At 66.5% G+C, this 16,593-nt stretch carries 18 protein-coding genes; 13 read left to right on the forward strand and 5 right to left on the reverse strand.

Features of this window, described 5'->3' with window-relative positions; all coding sequences use genetic code 11:
* Positions 1 to 11: 11 nt before the first annotated feature.
* Positions 12 to 1,748, reverse strand: coding sequence for a GMC family oxidoreductase (locus CT3_RS01095; protein WP_066538853.1), 1,737 nt, complete (start codon positions 1,746 to 1,748; stop codon positions 12 to 14).
* A 293-nt stretch (positions 1,749 to 2,041) separates the two neighbouring features.
* On the opposite strand from CT3_RS01095, the gene CT3_RS01100 reads away from it, so the two are divergent.
* The 5 genes from CT3_RS01100 (at position 2,042) to CT3_RS01120 (ending at position 6,343) form a co-directional block, all read left to right on the forward strand.
* A complete protein-coding gene (locus CT3_RS01100) occupies positions 2,042 to 3,169 on the forward strand; it encodes an MlaE family ABC transporter permease (protein ID WP_066538855.1) in 1,128 nt (375 codons plus the stop codon).
* Entirely contained in the window at positions 3,166 to 4,017 is an 852-nt protein-coding gene (locus CT3_RS01105; protein ID WP_370551384.1) for an ABC transporter ATP-binding protein, read from the forward strand. Before CT3_RS01100 ends, CT3_RS01105 begins: the two co-directional genes overlap by 4 nt.
* On the forward strand, positions 4,017 to 5,000 hold the full coding sequence (locus CT3_RS01110) for an MlaD family protein (RefSeq protein WP_066538928.1): 984 nt from the start codon (positions 4,017 to 4,019) through the stop codon (positions 4,998 to 5,000). The genes CT3_RS01105 and CT3_RS01110 overlap by 1 nt, the downstream gene beginning before the upstream one ends.
* A gap of 16 nt (positions 5,001 to 5,016) precedes the next feature.
* Complete coding sequence (locus tag CT3_RS01115; protein WP_127446176.1) at positions 5,017 to 5,664, forward strand: ABC-type transport auxiliary lipoprotein family protein; 648 nt, start codon at positions 5,017 to 5,019, stop codon at positions 5,662 to 5,664.
* Between the two features lie 154 nt (positions 5,665 to 5,818).
* Positions 5,819 to 6,343, forward strand: coding sequence for a hemerythrin domain-containing protein (locus CT3_RS01120; protein ID WP_066538862.1), 525 nt, complete (start codon positions 5,819 to 5,821; stop codon positions 6,341 to 6,343).
* A 121-nt stretch (positions 6,344 to 6,464) separates the two neighbouring features.
* On the opposite strand, the gene CT3_RS01125 is transcribed toward CT3_RS01120, so the two are convergent.
* On the reverse strand, positions 6,465 to 7,103 hold the full coding sequence (locus CT3_RS01125; RefSeq protein WP_066538866.1) for a MarC family protein: 639 nt from the start codon (positions 7,101 to 7,103) through the stop codon (positions 6,465 to 6,467).
* Between the two features lie 9 nt (positions 7,104 to 7,112).
* Positions 7,113 to 7,871 carry an SDR family oxidoreductase gene (locus CT3_RS01130; protein ID WP_066538868.1) on the reverse strand — a complete coding sequence of 253 codons (759 nt, stop codon included), beginning with the start codon at positions 7,869 to 7,871 and terminating at the stop codon, positions 7,113 to 7,115.
* 127 nt (positions 7,872 to 7,998) lie between these two features.
* Here CT3_RS01130 and CT3_RS01135 point away from each other — a divergent pair, with 127 nt between their 5' ends.
* Positions 7,999 to 8,712 (forward strand): dienelactone hydrolase family protein, encoded by a 714-nt coding sequence (locus CT3_RS01135; RefSeq protein ID WP_066538870.1) that lies wholly within the window; start codon positions 7,999 to 8,001, stop codon positions 8,710 to 8,712.
* Between the two features lie 51 nt (positions 8,713 to 8,763).
* Here CT3_RS01135 and CT3_RS01140 read toward each other — a convergent pair whose 3' ends face one another.
* On the reverse strand, positions 8,764 to 9,888 hold the full coding sequence (locus CT3_RS01140) for a magnesium transporter CorA family protein (RefSeq protein ID WP_066538872.1): 1,125 nt from the start codon (positions 9,886 to 9,888) through the stop codon (positions 8,764 to 8,766).
* Positions 9,889 to 9,986: 98 nt separating this feature from the next.
* Positions 9,987 to 11,000: a porphobilinogen synthase gene (hemB, locus tag CT3_RS01145; RefSeq protein ID WP_066538930.1), complete on the reverse strand. Its 1,014-nt coding sequence runs from the start codon at positions 10,998 to 11,000 to the stop codon at positions 9,987 to 9,989.
* 318 nt (positions 11,001 to 11,318) lie between these two features.
* On the opposite strand from hemB, the gene CT3_RS01150 reads away from it, so the two are divergent.
* The 7 genes from CT3_RS01150 to rpsG all read left to right on the forward strand — a co-directional run bounded on the left by CT3_RS01150 (position 11,319) and on the right by rpsG (position 16,477).
* Complete coding sequence (locus CT3_RS01150) at positions 11,319 to 11,735, forward strand: CopD family protein (RefSeq protein ID WP_066538875.1); 417 nt, start codon at positions 11,319 to 11,321, stop codon at positions 11,733 to 11,735.
* A gap of 74 nt (positions 11,736 to 11,809) precedes the next feature.
* A complete protein-coding gene (locus CT3_RS01155; RefSeq protein WP_066538932.1) occupies positions 11,810 to 12,925 on the forward strand; it encodes a VanZ family protein in 1,116 nt (371 codons plus the stop codon).
* Positions 12,922 to 13,281: a (2Fe-2S) ferredoxin domain-containing protein gene (locus CT3_RS01160; RefSeq protein ID WP_066538877.1), complete on the forward strand. Its 360-nt coding sequence runs from the start codon at positions 12,922 to 12,924 to the stop codon at positions 13,279 to 13,281. The genes CT3_RS01155 and CT3_RS01160 overlap by 4 nt, the downstream gene beginning before the upstream one ends.
* 84 nt (positions 13,282 to 13,365) lie before the next feature.
* The gene (locus CT3_RS01165) at positions 13,366 to 14,010 is read left to right on the forward strand and encodes an alpha/beta hydrolase (RefSeq protein ID WP_066538878.1); all 645 of its coding nucleotides are present in this window, start codon (positions 13,366 to 13,368) and stop codon (positions 14,008 to 14,010) included.
* Between the two features lie 66 nt (positions 14,011 to 14,076).
* Positions 14,077 to 15,246, forward strand: a complete 1,170-nt coding sequence (locus tag CT3_RS01170; protein ID WP_066538879.1) for a D-alanyl-D-alanine carboxypeptidase family protein — start codon at positions 14,077 to 14,079, stop codon at positions 15,244 to 15,246.
* Between the two features lie 211 nt (positions 15,247 to 15,457).
* Positions 15,458 to 15,835 (forward strand): 30S ribosomal protein S12, encoded by a 378-nt coding sequence (rpsL, locus tag CT3_RS01175; protein ID WP_003059441.1) that lies wholly within the window; start codon positions 15,458 to 15,460, stop codon positions 15,833 to 15,835.
* Between the two features lie 168 nt (positions 15,836 to 16,003).
* The gene (gene rpsG / locus CT3_RS01180) at positions 16,004 to 16,477 is read left to right on the forward strand and encodes a 30S ribosomal protein S7 (RefSeq protein ID WP_066538882.1); all 474 of its coding nucleotides are present in this window, start codon (positions 16,004 to 16,006) and stop codon (positions 16,475 to 16,477) included.
* Positions 16,478 to 16,593: the final 116 nt, after the last annotated feature.

The following is a 16,593-nucleotide window of genomic DNA, read 5'->3' on the forward strand; positions in this document are numbered from 1 at the left end:
GCTGGGGCTGCTCAGGCGGCTGCCGTTTCCGGCACGGGCGCCACCGCTGCATGCTGGCGGCGCGCCTGCCGGTCGGCGCGGATCCATTCGGCCGCCTTCTCGGCCATCATCAGCGTGGGGCTGTTGGTGTTGCCGCTGGTGATGGTGGGCATGGCGCCAGCGTCCACCACGCGCAGCCCGGCCACCAGGCCGCCGCGCCCGTCGCGCACGCGCAGGCGGCTGTCCAGCACGGCGTTCGGGTCGCCGTCCCGGCCCATGGCGGTGGTGCCTACGGGGTGGAAGATGGTGGTGGCAATGTCGCCCGCCAGGCGGGCCAGGTCTTCATCGCTCTGGTACTGGGGGCCTGGCTTCCATTCTTCGGGCTGGTAAGGCGCCAGCGCCGGCTGGGCAGCGATGCGGCGCGTCACGCGCAGGCTGTCGGCCGCCACCTGGCGGTCTTCGGGCGTGGACAGGTAGTTGGGTGCAATCGCAGGCGCATCCTTGAAATGGGCGCTGGTGATCTGCACCGTGCCCCGGCTGGTGGGGTTGAGGTTACAGACGCTGGCGGTGAAGGCCGGAAACGGGTGCAGCGGCTCGCCGAACGCATCCAGCGACAAGGGCTGCACGTGGTATTCCAGATTGGGATGGGGCTGGTGGGGGTCGCTGCGCGTGAAAGCCCCCAGCTGCGAAGGCGCCATGCTCATCGGACCGCTGCGCTTGAAGGCGTATTCCATGCCGATCTTGGCCTTGCCCCACAGGGAGCTGGCCATCACGTTCAGCGTGGGTGCGCCCCGCACCTTGTAGACGGCGCGGATCTGCAGGTGGTCCTGCAGATTGGCACCCACCCCGGGCAGATCGCACAGCGTGGGAATGCCATGCTGCTGCAACAGGTGGCCGGGGCCGATGCCCGACAGCTGCAGCAGCTGGGGCGAATTGACGGCGCCCGCGCTGAGCACCACTTCCTCGCTGGCATGGGCCACCAGGCGTTCATCGCCCGTCCAGACTTCCACGCCGGTGCAGCGCAGGCTGCCGTCCGCCTGGCGCTGGGTGAGCAGGCGCGTGGCCTGGGCGCAGGTCCACAGTTCGAAATTGGGCCGCCCGTAGCAGGTGGGGCGCAGAAAAGCCTTGGCCGTATTCCAGCGCAGCCCGGCTTTTTGGTTGACTTCGAAGTAGCCCACGCCTTCGTTGGTGCCGCGGTTGAAATCGTCGGTGGCCGGAATGCCGGCCTGTTGCGCCGCCTGGGCAAAGGCGTCCAGGATGTCCCAGCGCAGGCGCTGCTTTTCCACCCGCCATTCGCCGGTGCTGCCGGTGGCCTTGTTGCCGTGCAGGCGCTTGAAGTTTTCGTTCACGCCTTCGGGCTGGTCCAGGCGCCAGTGGTCTTCGTGGCGGCGGAAGGCGGGCAGCACGCTGTCCCAGGTCCAGGCATCGTCGCCGGTGATCTGCGCCCAGGCGTCGTAGTCGCGGGCCTGGCCGCGCATATAGATCATGCCGTTGATGCTGGAGCACCCTCCCAGCGTCTTGCCGCGGGGGTAGCGCAGGCGGCGGCCGTTCAGGCCGGCGTCGGGTTCGGTCTGGTAGAGCCAGTCGGTGCGCGGATTGCCGATGCAGTACAGGTAGCCGACGGGGATGTGGATCCAGTGGTAGTCGTCCTTGCGGCCCGCTTCGATCAGCAGCACGCGCAGGCTGCGGTCTGCGCTCAGGCGGTTGGCAAGCAGGGCGCCAGCGGTGCCACCGCCGATGATGATGTAGTCAAACTGGTTGTCGCTCATGGGGTGCACAGGCCGCAAAAAAGAGGTCCGGCTCGCTGGAAGCCGGGGTCAATGGGATGGCAACAATTGTGGGAAACGGCCTGCCACTGTCGAGAGGGAAAACGGCAGCTTGCTTGTAAAGATGTAGCTGCATAGGCACGCAGAACTTGATTTGCCGCGGGTTTTTGATAAATATTGCAGCGCCACATCCTGCGGATGCAGCGGATTGCGATGCAGGGCGGCCGTGCCAGGGCGCGGCGCTGCCGTTATCCTGTGGTCTTGTCTGTTGCCGGAGTAGCCGTATCACCTTGCCCATGACTTCCTTGCCGCCGCAGCTGCAACGCCAGAACTCCCCGGAAGGGGCCTGGGCCGTGCTGCAGGGCCGATGGGGCGCCGCCGATTTCGGTGACCGCGCCCACTGGGCGCGCGTGCAGGCACAGCTCAAGGCGGCGCCGGCGCAGCCCGATCTGGGCTGGGATCTGCACGGTGTGGACTGGCTGGACCATGTGGGTGCCCAGCTGCTGTGGCAGCACTGGCAGGGCCAATGGCCTGCGCGCCTGCAGGCCACGCCGGGGCAGAAGGCCATGCTGCAGCGGGTGGAACGCTTCACCGCGCCCCCGGCGCCCATACCCAAGCCCCATCCGGTGCGCGAGGCCGTGGAGTCCCTGGGGTGCATGGTCATCCAGGGGCGCGAACATCTGCTGGCCATGGTGCAACTGGTCGGCCAATTGCTGCTGGATGTGCTGCGCCTGTTGCGCGCACCGCTGCGTGGACCCTGGCGCGATGTATCGGGTCACCTCTACAACATGGGTGCCATGGCGCTGCCCATCACGGCCCTGGTGGGTTTTCTGATCGGCGTGGTGCTGGCCTATCTGATGTCGCTGCAACTGCGCCAGTTCGGGGCAGAGGCCTTCATCGTCAACATCCTGGGCATTTCGCTGATCCGGGAGCTGGGGCCGCTGTTGGGCGCCATTCTGGTGGCGGGCCGCACCGGCTCGGCCATCACGGCCCAGATCGGCGTGATGCGGGTGACCGAGGAGCTTGACGCCATGCAGGTCATGGGCATTCCCCAGGGCTACCGCCTGGTGATGCCGCGTGCGCTGGCGCTGGCGCTGGCCATGCCCCTGATCAGCCTGTGGACCACGCTGGCCGCGCTGGCCGGCGGCATGCTGGCGGCGGATATGACCATGGGCATCTCGGCCGCGTACTTTCTGCAGTCGCTGCCGGACGCGGTCAATGTCGGCAATCTGTGGCTGGCCATGGGCAAGTCGGTGGTGTTTGGCGTGTTCATCGCGCTGATCGGCTGCCACTGGGGCCTGCGGGTGGAGCCCAACACCCAGAGCCTGGGCCAGGGCACCACGGCCTCGGTGGTCACGGCCATCACCATGGTGATCGTGGTGGATGCGGTCTTCGCCATTCTGTTTCGCAACGTGGGTTTCTGATGGTCGATACCGCAGTCTCTCCCCCTTCCGCGGCCGCAGCCCTCTGGGCGCAGGGCGAGCGCGTGGTGCACATCGACAAGCTGTGGAGCATCTTTGGTGAAGGCGAGAGCCAGTTCGCCGTGCACCAGGACCTGGACCTGGACATCTACCGCGGCGAGATGCTGTCCATCGTCGGCGGCTCGGGGACCGGCAAGACGGTGCTGCTGCGCCAGATCCTGGGGCTGCTGCAGCCGGGCAAGGGCACGGTGGAGGTGCTGGGCCAGCCGGCGGCGGCCATGGGGGGCGAAGGCGCGGCCAGCCGCGTGGGCATGCTGTTCCAGCAGGGGGCGCTGTATTCGGCCTTCAACGTGCTGGACAACGTGGCATTTCCGCTGCGCGAGCTGGGGACGCTGCCGCGCGCGCTGGTGGATGCCGCCGCCCTGGTCAAGCTGCAGATGGTGGGCCTCAAGCCCGAGCACGCCATGCGCATGCCGGCCGACCTGTCGGGTGGCATGATCAAGCGGGTGGCGCTGGCGCGGGCGCTGATCATGGATCCGCCGTTGCTGCTGCTGGACGAGCCCACGGCAGGACTGGACCCGAATGGCTCGGACGATTTCTGTGCGCTGCTGCGCGAGCTGCATGCCGAGCTGGACCTGACCGTGGTCATGGTCACCCACGATCTGGATACGCTGTTCGCGCTGTCCAGCCGCGTGGCCGTGCTGGCCGAGAAAAAAGTGCTGGTCACCGGCACCCCGCAGGAGGTGGCGGTCTTTCCCCACCCCTTTGTTGCGCAATTCTTTCAGGGTGAGCGTGGCCGCAGGGCCATGGCACCTGCACCATCCGGGCCGGGCCCAGAGGGAGGTCAATGATGGAAAACAAGTCCCATGCCATGGCCGCAGGCCTGTTCGTGGTGGCGGTGGTCTGCCTGCTGGCAGGGTTGGCCATGTGGCTGACACGTGACCGCCACCAGTATGTGGAATACGAAATGTCCACCAAGGACGCCATCAGTGGCCTGCAGCCCCAGGCCACGGTGCGCTACAAGGGCGTGTCGGTGGGCAAGGTCACGCGCATCGGCTTTGATCCGCAAAGCAGCGGCAATGTGCTGATCCGCATTGCGGTCGACGCGGATGCCCCGGTCAGCCCCCAGACCACTTATGCCCAGCTGGGTTACCAGGGGGTGACCGGCATCGCCCACATCCAGCTGGACGACAGCGACACACCGCAAAGCGTGCTGACTACCGGTCCCAGCGGGCTGCCGCGTCTGCCCATGCGCTCCTCGCCGCTGACCGTGCTGGCCGACCAGGGCATGCTCATCATGGGGCGGGTGGACGAAGCCACGCGCCGCATCAACGAACTGCTGGGCACCGAGAACCAGCAGCGTTTCTCGGCCGCATTGGGTGACATTGCCGGCGCGGCCAAGGGGGTGAACGAGCTGACCCACAGCCTGAACCGCACCATCACCGAGCGCATCGACCCGGCGGCGGCCCAGCTGCCGGAGCTGTCGGAGAACGCCCGGCGCAGCATGCTGGCGCTGGAAAAGGCCGGGCAGGAGGCTGGTCAGCTGGCCACCGAGGTGCGCCAGCTGGCGCAGCGCTTGCAGAACCAGGGTGGGCCGATGGACCAGCTGGAGCGCGGCGCCGAGTCCATGGGGGCGGCGGCAGAGCAGCTGTCCCGCACCACCTTGCCGGCCGTGACCCAGGCGGCCAGCGATGTCTCGCGCGCTGCGCGCGGCATGGGGGCGGCGGCCTCGGGCATCACCAACAACCCCCAGTCCCTGATATTTGGCGAAGGCCGCGTCCAGCCAGGACCGGGTGAGCCGGGCTTTGCCGCACCTGCCGCGGCCGGCCGCTAAGGCCAAGGAGAACACCATGCGTGCAAGCACTTTGTGGGGAGCCGCCTTGCTGGCGACGGGGCTGAGCGCCTGCAGCAACCTGCCGTCGTCGCCCAACCAGCCGGCGCGTTTCGACCTCGGGCCACTGCCCGCGGTGGCCGCGGCGGCACCCGCCAGCGTCCACCCGGTGCTGGCGCTGGCCGATATCCAGGCGCGGGCCCAGAACGAGAACAGCACCTCCGTGCTCTACCGCCTGGCCTATGCCGATGCCAACGCTCAGCATGCCTATGCCTATGCGCGCTGGAGCCAGCCGCCAGCGGTGCTGGTGCAGCAGCGGCTGCGCGACATCCTGAGCCAGGACCGGATCGTGCTGTCCGCCGAGCGCGGGGCCCAGGCGCCGCGCGTGCAGGGCCAGACGCCGCCGGTGCTGCAGCTGGCGCTGGAAGAGTTTGAACAGGTGTTCACCGGCAGCACGGCCAGCGTAGGGGCGCTGCGCTTGCGTGCCACCTTGATCGACTCCCGGCGCGGCGGGGATGTGCTGCTGGGGCAGCGGCTGTTCGCCCTGCAGCAGCCGGCCAGTGCCGCCAATGCGGCCGCGGGCGCGCAGGCCCTGGCCCAGGCGGTGGACCAGGCCGGGCTGCAGCTGCAGCAATGGCTGACGCAGCTGCCCGCCAAAGCCCCCTGAATCCGTTTTCACACCGCCTGCGGCGGTGTGCCAGGGGCGCGCACCCGCTCCGCCCGGCGGCGGCCCCCGGACAGTGAATCCTTGATGTGGCTCAACCTGCAGGGCCACTGTGTCGCCGTAAGCTGCCCTGCATTGCAATTTGCGGAGCAGGCACATGGCCACACTGGAATGGAGCGACGAACTGGCGCTGGATATGGCGGCGATGGACGACACGCACCAAGAGTTCGTTGACCTGCTGGCCGTGGTGGAAGAAGCCCCCGATGCGGAGCTTCCCGCTGCCTGGCGGGCGCTGGTGGAGCATACCGATGGCCACTTCGGCCAGGAAGACCGCTGGATGGTCAGCACCGGCTTTGCGCCGGACAACTGCCACAGCCTGCAGCACCGCGTCGTGCTGCAGATCATGCGCGAGGGGGCGGAACGCGGTGCACAGGGGGAGCTGCATGTGATCCGCGGCATGGCGGCCGAGCTGGTGACCTGGTTCACCCACCATGCCCAGACCATGGATGCGGCGCTGGCCAAGCACCTCCAGGATGTGAATTTCGATCCCGCCTCGGGGGTAGTCTACCTCCCGCAATCGCTGCCGCAGGCCCCCATCCACGGCTGCGGTGGGGCCTGTTCCACGGGCGATGACCATGTGGAGCAGCAGACCCGCACGGAACAGGTGGCCAGCAGTCTCTAGGCTTCCGGACGGACAAGGGGGAGCGGGGAGGCAAGCAGCAAGAAGAAGCGGGCGCGGGAAGGGTAATGCTCCTTCCCGCAGCCATGCCATCACCGAGCGGCCCAGGGACGGGCCGCGAGCGTCAGTGGACGCCGGCCAGTGCCGGGAAGATTTTCACCAGGCCGCCGGCCATCACCTCGATGGCCAGTGCCGCCAGGATCAGGCCCATCAGGCGGGTCATCACGTTGATGCCGGTCTTGCCCAGCACACGGCTGATGGGATCGGCCAGCGAGAACGCGGCCCACACGGCCGCAGCCACTACCACGCCGTAACCCAGCAGTGCAATGTGCTGCCAGATGCTGCGTGCCTGATCGGCATAGATCACCACGGTGGACATGGCGGCCGGCCCGGTCAGCAGCGGGATGGTCAAGGGGACGACCGCAATGCTGTTGCCCATGGCCGCTTTTTCAACCCCAGCCTCCAGCGTGCCGGTGTTGGGCCGGTCTTCGGCCGGACGGGCGTTGAGCATGTTCATCGCGCTGATCAGCAGCAGCAGGCCGCCGCCGACCTGAAAGCTCTGCAGCGAGATGTTGAAGAAATCCAGCACCTGCAGCCCGATCAGGGCACAGGCGCAGATCACCACACAGGTGCTGATGGCGGCGGTGCGGATGGTCTGGCGGCGCTGGGTCTCGTCAAACCCCTGGGTGTAGTGGATGAAAAAAGGGACGATGGCCAGCGGGTTGACGATGGCCACCAGCGTGATCAGGGGTTTGAGGTCCATGGGTGTATTTCAGTGCCGGCCACCGGAGACTTCGGTGAAACTGGCCGTGGTGTAGCTGGAAGCGGGAGACATCAGCCACAGGATAGCTTCTGCCACCTCGTCGGCGGAGCCGCCGCGCTGCATGGGCACCTGGTGTTGCAGTTCGCGCACACGGTCGGGCAGGCCGCCGCTGGCGTGGATCTCGGTCTCGATCAGCCCCGGGCGCACCGCGTTGACGCGGATCCCCTCGGCCGCCACCTCCTTGGCCAGACCGCGCGTCATCACATCCACCGCACCCTTGGCGGCGGCGTAGTCCACATACTGGTGGGCTGCGCCCAGCAAGGCAGCGGCACTGGAGACATTGACGATGCTGCCGCCCTGGCCGCCGCGGGCCGTGCTCATGCGGCGCACGGCCTCGCGCGCGCAGTAGAAGCTGCCCAGCACATTGACGCGGAACATGCGCTCCAGCCGTGCAGCAGACATGTCGGCCACCTGGCTGGGGCGGTCCACCACGCCGGCGTTGTTCACCAGGACCGCCAGCGGCCGGCCCCAGTGGCGGTCCATGGCTTCATACATCGCCACTACCTGGGCCTCATCGCCCACATCGCCTTGCACGGCCATGGCCTCGCCACCCGCGCACTGGATCTCGTGCACCAGCGCATCGGCGGCATCGCGGCGCTGCTGGTAGTTCACGGCCACGGCCCAGCCCCGGGCGGCAGCCAGGCGGGCGGTTGCGGCGCCAATACCACGGCTGGCACCGGTGATCAGGACGATGGGTGGTGGCGACATGCGGTCTCCTGTAAAAATCGTGCTGTGTCTGGCATACCGTCAGGCATTACAGCACGGCACCTTGCCCGCAGGGTGCCGTGGCTTCGCCCCCGCTTTGACCTCGGCGCCACCTCCCCTAGGAAGCTCCATGCCCCATACCGGCCAACTCCTGAATCTGCAGACCCCCGACGGTCGCTTGCTGCCAGCCTGGGCGGCCATTCCCGAGGGCCCGTTGTGCGGGGCCGTGGTGGTGTTGCAGGAGATCTTCGGCGTCAACAGCCACATCCGCGCCGTGACCGAGCGTTTTGCCGCACGGGGCTTTGCGGCCGTGGCGCCGGCGCTGTTCTACCGCCTGGCACCCTGCGACACCTTGGGCGTGGAGCTGGGCTACAGCGATGCCGACATGCAGCAGGGCCGCCAGCTCAAGGCCCAGGCCGAAGCTCTGCCGCCTCCTGGCATGGCGCAGGACGTCGGTACCGCCGTGGACTGGCTGGCCACCACCACCGGCCAGAAAGTGGGGGCCGTGGGCTTTTGCTGGGGCGGATTGCTGGCCTGGCGCGCGGCCTGCAGCCTGCCGCAGCTGTCGGCGGCCGTCTGCTACTACGGCGGCGGCATGACCGGGCCCGAGGAACGCAGCCGCCAGCCGCTGTGCCCGGTGATGGCGCATTTCGGCCGCCATGACCATTTCATCCCCGTCGATACGGTGCTGGCTTTTGACCAGGTCCAGCCCCAGGCCCAGGTGTTTGTCTATGACGCCGACCACGGCTTCAACTGTGACCAGCGCGCCAGCTACGACGATGCCTCGGCCCTGGTGGCGCGGGACAGGACGCTGGCATTTCTGGATACGCAACTGCGCACCTGAGGGCGGGCGCGCCGCGCCGTTGCCTGCACCGGGCGTCTGCGCTGCGCGGTCTCAGCGCAGGCTGTTGCGGTCCAGATAGCGCCGGCGCCAGAAGAACACCAGCAGCGCCAGCGCGATCAACGCCATGCTGGCCACGGCCCACCAGAAGCCGTGGCTTTGGTGGATCCAGGGAATGAATTCGAAGTTCATGCCGAAGATGGCCGCAATCAGGTTCAACGGCAGGAACACGGCGGTGAGCGTGGTCAGCGTGCGCATGATGTCGTTGGCGCGGTTGCTCTGCGACGAGAAATGCATCTGCACGGCCGCTTCGGCGCTCTGCTCGATGCGGCGCACATGGTGGATCACGCGCTCGATGTGCTCCAGCACGTCGCGTGAGCGTACGCGCAGCAGCTCGTGCTCGCGCCGGTCGTGGCCGGAGTCGTCGGGCCAGCTGTCCATGGCCTCGATCCAGTCCTGCACGGCACCGCGCTGGTCTTCGCAGATTTCGTCCAGCTGGTGCAGCGCCAGGCGGGCATCCAGCACCGCGCTCCAGTCGTGGAACTTGGCGCGTGGGCGCAGCAGCGACAGCTGCCAGTGGTCCAGCTGGCGCGTCATCACGCGGCGCAGGTCCAGGTAGCCGTCCACCATCTGGTTGAGCATGCGCAGCATCAGGTCGGCCGGGCTGTGCGGCAGCTTGGCGGCGCCGGGCCGGCCTTCGGGCACCTGGCGGGCCGTTTCCAGCCGCTGCTGGAACTGCTGCTGCAGCGGACAGGCGGGTGGGTGCACGGTCAGCAGCAGCTGGTCGTACACCGCAAAGCCGATGGGCTGGGTGCGCACGCGCTGCAGCACCGGGGTGGGCGGCGGCGCGGTGCCGCCCTTGCCGGCGGCGCGGATGGCGGCGGGGGAGTCGCTGGCGCCGGAGTCCACCAGGCGGTGGAACAGCATCACGTCGTACTGGGAGGTGTAGTCCGAGGTGGACGGGATGTGGGCGTTGAGCAGGTCGGACACATGCAGGTCCAGCAGCGGCGCACCGCAGACGGCCTGCAGCATGGCCTGGATTTCCGGCAACCGGGCCTCGAGCTCGGTGCGCTCGCAGGCCAGCCACCAGAAGCTGCCCGGCTCCGGCGCAGCGGAGGGCAGGGCGGTGCCCCGGTCTTCCACCAGGTGGGCAGCGGGGTGGATGCGCAGCAGGTGCATGTCGTGCCTAAAAAAGGCCGCTGCCGGGGCTGCCTGCGCTGGCGGAGCCGGTCAGCGGCGGTGGCCGCAGGGGCCGGGTGGAGCGCTGTGGCCCCGGCTTACGCCTGCTGGCGCAGCTTCTTGGCCGCGTCGATGGCGAAGTAGGTCAGGATGCCATCGGCACCGGCACGCTTGAAGGCCAGCAGGGCTTCCATCATCACCGCATCGTGGTCCAGCCAGCCGTTGGCGGCCGCGGCCTTGAGCATGGCGTACTCGCCCGACACCTGGTAGGCAAAGGTGGGCACCTTGAACTCGTCCTTGACGCGGCGCACCACGTCCAGATACGGCATGCCGGGCTTGACCATCACCATGTCCGCGCCTTCGGCCAGATCCAGCGCCACTTCGCGCAGCGCTTCGTCGGTGTTGGCGGGGTCCATCTGGTAGACGTTCTTGTCGGCCTTGCCCAGTGCGCCACGGGTGCCCACGGCGTCGCGGAAGGGGCCGTAGAAGGCGCTGGCGTACTTGGCGCTGTAGGCCATGATCCGGGTGTGGATATGGCCTTGCAGCTCCAGCGCTTCGCGGATGGCGCCGATGCGGCCGTCCATCATGTCGCTGGGTGCCACCATGTCCACGCCGGCAGCGGCGTGGTTCAGTGCCTGGCCGACCAAGACTTCCACGGTTTCATCGTTCAGGATGTAGCCGGTCTCGTCCAGGATGCCGTCCTGGCCGTGGCTGGTGTAGGGGTCCAGCGCCACATCGGTCATCACGCCCAGGCCGGGGAATTCCTTTTTCAGGGCACGCACCACGCGGGGGATCAGGCCGTCGGGGTTCAGGGCCTCCTTGCCATCGGGCGTCTTGAGCGCGGCGTCGATGTTGGGGAACAGGGCCAGCACCGGGATTTCCAGCTTCACGCATTCTTCGGCCACCGGCAACAGCAGGTCCAGGCTGAGGCGGTCCACACCGGGCATGGACGGCACGGCTTCGCGGCGGTTCGTGCCTTCGTGCACAAACACCGGGTAGATGAAGTCGTGGGCCGACAGGCGGTTCTCGCGCACCAGATTGCGGGTGAAAGCGTCGCGGCGCAGGCGACGGGGGCGGTTCTGGGGAAAGGGGGTGGGGTTGGACAAATGCATGCTGCCATTGTGCCCCTGGCTGCGGGTGCTGTCATGCAGTGCCACCGTGGTGCACCCGCAGGCACTGCAAGCCATCGGATGCCGCTGGTCCCGCCGCTGACGGCGGGTTTTTCCGTTGGTGACGACCATTGGGCGTGTAACAGCCAGCTTCTGACGAACAGTGTGCGCTGGCTGAGGGTGGAGCGCTAGATTGCATGCCGGAGCCGGTTCGCTGGATCCCCTGCTTCACCTCCCTGAGCAGGTCCTCGTTTCGAGGAATTTCCCAGCCCGGCTTCGGCCGGGCTTTTTTACGGTGCGTACGGCTCGTACACTGGACCCATGTTGTGGGTCAAAGCTTTTCACATTGTGTTCGTGGCCAGCTGGTTCGCTGGCCTCTTCTATCTGCCACGCATTTACGTCAATCTGGCCATGGTGACGCCCGGTTCCGTGGCCGAGCGCGAGCGCCTGCTGTTGATGGCACGCAAACTGCTGCGCTTCACCACCATGCTGGCGGTGCCCGCCGTGGGCCTGGGTCTGTGGCTGTGGCTGGGTTACGGTTTTGCCGGCGGCTGGCTGCACGCCAAGCTGGCGGTGGTGGCGCTGGTGGTGGTCTACCACGGGGTGTGCGCCCGGTTGCTGCAACAGCTGGCGGCCGATGACTGCCGCCACAGCCACCGGTGGTTTCGCTGGTTCAATGAAATTCCGGTGCTGCTGCTGATCGTGGCGGTGGTGCTGGTGGTGGTCAAGCCTTTCTAAGCCCCGCTTTCCACGTGGAAAGCACTGCGGCCGCGCCTGCGCTGGTGCGCCGCGAGGAGGAGAATTTTCGCCCTATGCAGCCACGCAGCTCCGCATGGACCCTGGCGGCCATCTATGCCGCGCTGATTGTGTTCGCCAGCCTGTTTCCGTTCGAAGGCTGGCGCGTGCAGGGGGTGGACCCGTGGGTGTTTCTGACGGCGAAGCTGCCGCCTCCCTACTGGACCTGGTTCGACGTCAATACCAACATCGCCGGCTATGTGCCCCTGGGCTTTCTGCTGGCGCTGGGCATGCTGCGCGATGGCCGGCGTGCCCGCTGGGCCGTGCCGCTGGCGGCGCTGCTGGGTGCGGCGCTGTCGCTGGGCATGGAGTTCCTGCAGATCTACCTGCCGCGGCGGGTGCCGTCGAATCTGGACCTGTCGCTGAACGCCGCGGGCGCGCTGCTGGGGGCCTTGCTGGCGGCGCTGCTGGAGCGCCTGGGGGCTTTGCAGCGCTGGGCGCAGTTTCGTGAGCGCTGGCTGGCGCCGGGGTCCGGCGGTGCGGTGGCTTTGCTGGCGCTGTGGCCGGCGTCGCTGCTGTTCCCCACGGCCCTGCCATTCGGGCTGGGCCAGGTACTGGAGCGGCTGGATCTGTGGCTGGACGAGCAGCTGGAAGACACGCCGTTCATGAGTTGGCTGCCGCTGTGGGATGCGCCCATGACGCCGCTGACGCCAGGAGCCGAGTTGCTGTGCGTGATGCTGGGCCTGCTGATCCCCTGTCTGCTGGGCTACTGCGTCATCACGCACAAGCTGCGGCGGGCGGTGTTTGCGGTCTGCATCGTGCTGGCGGGGGTGGGGGTGACGGCCCTGTCGGCGGCGCTGACCTATGGGCCGGCGCATGCCTGGGAATGGCTGCAGGCGCCGGGGCGTGCGGCCATCTGGGGTGGGGTGCTGGTGGCGCTGGCCCTGGTGCCGGTGCCGCGGCGCATCTGCGGCGTGCTGCTGCTGGTGGCCTTGTCCATGCACCTGAGCTGGCTCAACCAGGCGTCCACCGATGTCTACTTTGCACAGACGCTGCAGGTGTGGGAGCAGGGGCGCTTCATCCGCTTCTACGGTCTGGCCCAGTGGCTGGGCTGGCTGTGGCCGTACGCCACCCTCATCTATGTGGGCTGGTATGTGGCGCAGCGCGCTGCCGCTCCTAGAATGGCGGCATGAGCGATCACTCCCGTGCGCCCGAGGCGCAAGCCGGCTACTACGCCCGCCACATCTTCTTCTGCCTGAATGAACGCCCCAATGGCGAAGACTGCTGTGCCTTGCATGGCGCGAAGGAGGGCTTCGACCATTGCAAGAAGCGGGTCAAGGAAGCCGGTCTGGCCGGCAAAGGCCAGGTGCGCGTGAACAAGGCCGGGTGCCTGGACCGCTGTGCGGCCGGCCCCGTGGCCGTGGTCTATCCCGAAGGCACCTGGTACACCTTCGTGGACGAGGCGGACATCGATGAAATCGTCGATTCCCACCTGAAGCACGGCCAGGTGGTGGAGCGTCTGCTGGTGCCACCGGAACTTGGGCGCTAAAACGCGCTCACACGCTTCATTGGCCAAATTACCCTGCTGGACGCGCTGTGTTTGCGCGAGCAGCTCCTGATGGAATAGCAGTACGTGAATGTGCAGACTGAAAAATTCACCCTGACTGGCGCGGCAGGCGCCATCGAGGCCTTGCGTGACCAGCCCAGCCTGGACGGGGGGCTGCCGGCCCCGCGCGGCGTGGCGGTGATCACCCATCCCCACCCGCTGTTCGGCGGCACCATGGACAACAAGGTGGTGCAGACCCTGGCACGTGCCTTTGTGCAGTGCGGCTGGACCACGGTGCGTTTCAATTTCCGTGGTGTGGGCGCCAGCGCCGGCACGCACGATGCAGGCCGCGGCGAGCTGGACGATCTGCTGGCCGTGGTGCGCCAGGTGGCGCCCGAGGGGCCGCTGGCACTGGCCGGCTTTTCCTTTGGGGCCTTTGTGGCCAGCCATGCCCTGGCCACGCTGTGGCACGAAGGCCGCATCGCCAAGGCGGTGCTGGTGGGGACGGCGGCCAGCCGCTTCGAGGTGGCGCCTGTGCCACCCGAGGCCCATGAGCGCACGCTGGTGGTCCACGGCGAGCAGGACGACACCGTGCCCCTGTCCGCCGTGATGGACTGGGCACGGCCACAGATACTGCCTGTAACCGTCGTGCCCGGAGGCGGGCATTTCTTCCACGGACAATTGCCGTTGCTCAAAGGGTTGGTTGTGCGCCACCTGCAGTCGGCAGCATGATGGCTGGAAGGCCATCGCTCACCCTTTTTCTTTTGTTTTGTCTATTTGTCTGAGCATTCTGTTCCCATGAAAACTGTGAAAACGCACCTGCAAGCCCTGGTTCTAAGTGCGGCCCTGGTGCCGGTCTGGGGTCTGGCGCAGATCGCCCAACCCCAACCCCCCGAGATCGCGGCCCGCAACTACCTGCTGATCGATGTGACGGCCAACCAGATCCTGGCCTCCAAGGAGCCGGATGTGGCCATCGAGCAAGCCTCGCTGACCAAGCTGATGACGGGCTATCTGGTGTTCGACGCGCTGCGCACCAAGAAGATCACGCTGGAGCAGACGCTGCCGGTGAGCGAGCAGGCCTGGAAGATGCCGGGTTCGCGCATGTTCATCGACCCCAAGATGCAGGTGAAGGTGGACGACCTGCTGCACGGCATGATCGTGCAGTCGGGCAACGATGCGACCATGGCGCTGGCCGAGGGCGTGGGCGGCAGCAAGGAAAATTTCGTGCGCCTCATGAACGAGCAGGCCAAGGCCCTCGGCATGAAGAACACCTCGTACAAGAACCCCGAAGGCCTGACCGAGCCGGGCCACCTGACGACGGCGCGTGACCTCTCCATCCTGGCCACGCGCCTGATGCATGACTTCCCCCAGTACATGCACTACTACGCGACCAAGCAGTACCGCTACCCGGGCACGCCTGCGTCCAATAGCAACAATCGCAACGCTTTGTTGTTCCGTGATCCCACGGTGGACGGACTGAAGACCGGTCACACCGCTGCCGCGGGCTACTGCCTGGTGGCCACGGCCAAGCGCGACATGCCCAATGTGGGCAGCCGCCGCCTGCTGTCCATCGTGCTGGGTACGGCCAGCGAGAACGCCCGTTCGGGCGAAAGCCAGAAGCTGCTGAACTGGGGTTACACCGCGTTCGACGGCGTCAAGCTGTTCGATGCCGGTCAGCCCGTGGAAGAGGCCCGTCTGTGGAAGGGCCAGAAGGACGCGCTGAAGATCGGCCAGGAAAGCGCCATTGTGGTGACCGTGCCGGCCGGCAGCGCAGGCAAGCTGACCACCCAGGTGGTGCGCAAGGATCCGCTGGTGGCCCCCATCGCCAAGGGGCAGAACGTAGGCTCCCTGAAGGTGCTGCTGGGTGCGGACACCGTGGCCGAAGTGCCTGTGGTGGCGCTGGAAGATGTGCCGGAAGCCGGCTTCTTCGGTCGCCTGTGGGATGCCATCCGCCTCTGGATCATGTAAGCAGTCCGGGCGGAGCGCCGGCGGCCCGTGCCGCTGCCGGCGCGCAAGTGCTTGATTCCACGGGGCTTGTGCAGCCGGTGGTTAGCAAGGGGTTATGCAAGGTCCCTTGCTTGCACTTGACCAAGCTGGTACATTTGAGGGCTTTTCGGAATTTCCGAAGGGTTTCACGTTTTCGCTTTGAAAAGCAAATTCACGTTTAGGGACGTTTTTAATGCCAACCATTAACCAACTCGTGCGTCAGGGCCGCACGGTCGAAGTTGTCAAATCCAAGAGCCCTGCTATGGAAAACTGCCCCCAACGCCGTGGCGTGTGCACCCGTGTGTACACCACCACGCCTAAGAAGCCTAACTCGGCTCTGCGTAAGGTGGCCAAGGTGCGTCTGACCAACGGTTTCGAAGTCATTTCGTACATCGGCGGTGAAGGCCACAACCTGCAAGAACACAGCGTGGTGCTGGTTCGCGGCGGCCGTGTGAAGGACTTGCCTGGTGTGCGTTACCACATCGTGCGCGGTTCGCTTGACCTGCAAGGCGTCAAGGACCGTAAGCAAGCCCGTTCCAAGTACGGTGCCAAGAAGCCTAAGGCCAAGTAAGCCCTGGTTTTTTGAAAAGACAAGTAGGTGCTGTATCCCGCGTGGCGCGAGATTCAGCGTAGTGACCCGAAGCGCAAATGTTTTGTGTGGGTCGAGTAAGTGGGAGTCCAGTTTTGGCTCTCGCGGTGTCTGAAAAGACGCCAACTGAAGCAAAGATAGAGGTAAAAAATGCCACGTCGTCGCGAAGTCCCCAAACGTGAAATTCTGCCGGATCCCAAGTTCGGCAATGTCGAGCTGTCCAAGTTCATGAACGTGATCATGGAAGGCGGCAAGAAGGCTGTTGCAGAACGCATCATCTACGGTGCTCTGGAACTGATCTCCAAGAAGTCGCCCGAAAAGGACGCTCTGGAAGTGTTCACCACCGCCATCAACAACGTGAAGCCCATGGTGGAAGTGAAGTCCCGCCGCGTGGGTGGCGCCAACTACCAGGTGCCCGTGGAAGTGCGCCCTGTCCGTCGTCTGGCGCTGTCCATGCGCTGGATCAAGGAAGCCGCCCGCAAGCGTGGTGAAAAGTCCATGGCCCAGCGCTTGGCCAACGAACTGATGGAAGCCACCGAAGGTCGTGGCGGCGCTATGAAGCGCCGTGACGAAGTGCACCGCATGGCCGAAGCCAACAAGGCTTTCAGCCACTTCCGCTTCTAATCGGAATTTCGCTCTCGCGAACGGGGCCGCACGCAAAAACTTGCTGCGGCCTTGTCTCGATTTAGAGCGTCCCCATATTGAACTGCTGGCCTTGCACACAAGGCGGGGTCCAGCAG

Origin of the sequence: Comamonas terrigena NBRC 13299 (genome assembly GCF_006740045.1) — a bacterium.
GTDB classification, from domain to species: Bacteria; Pseudomonadota; Gammaproteobacteria; order Burkholderiales; family Burkholderiaceae_C; genus Comamonas; species Comamonas terrigena.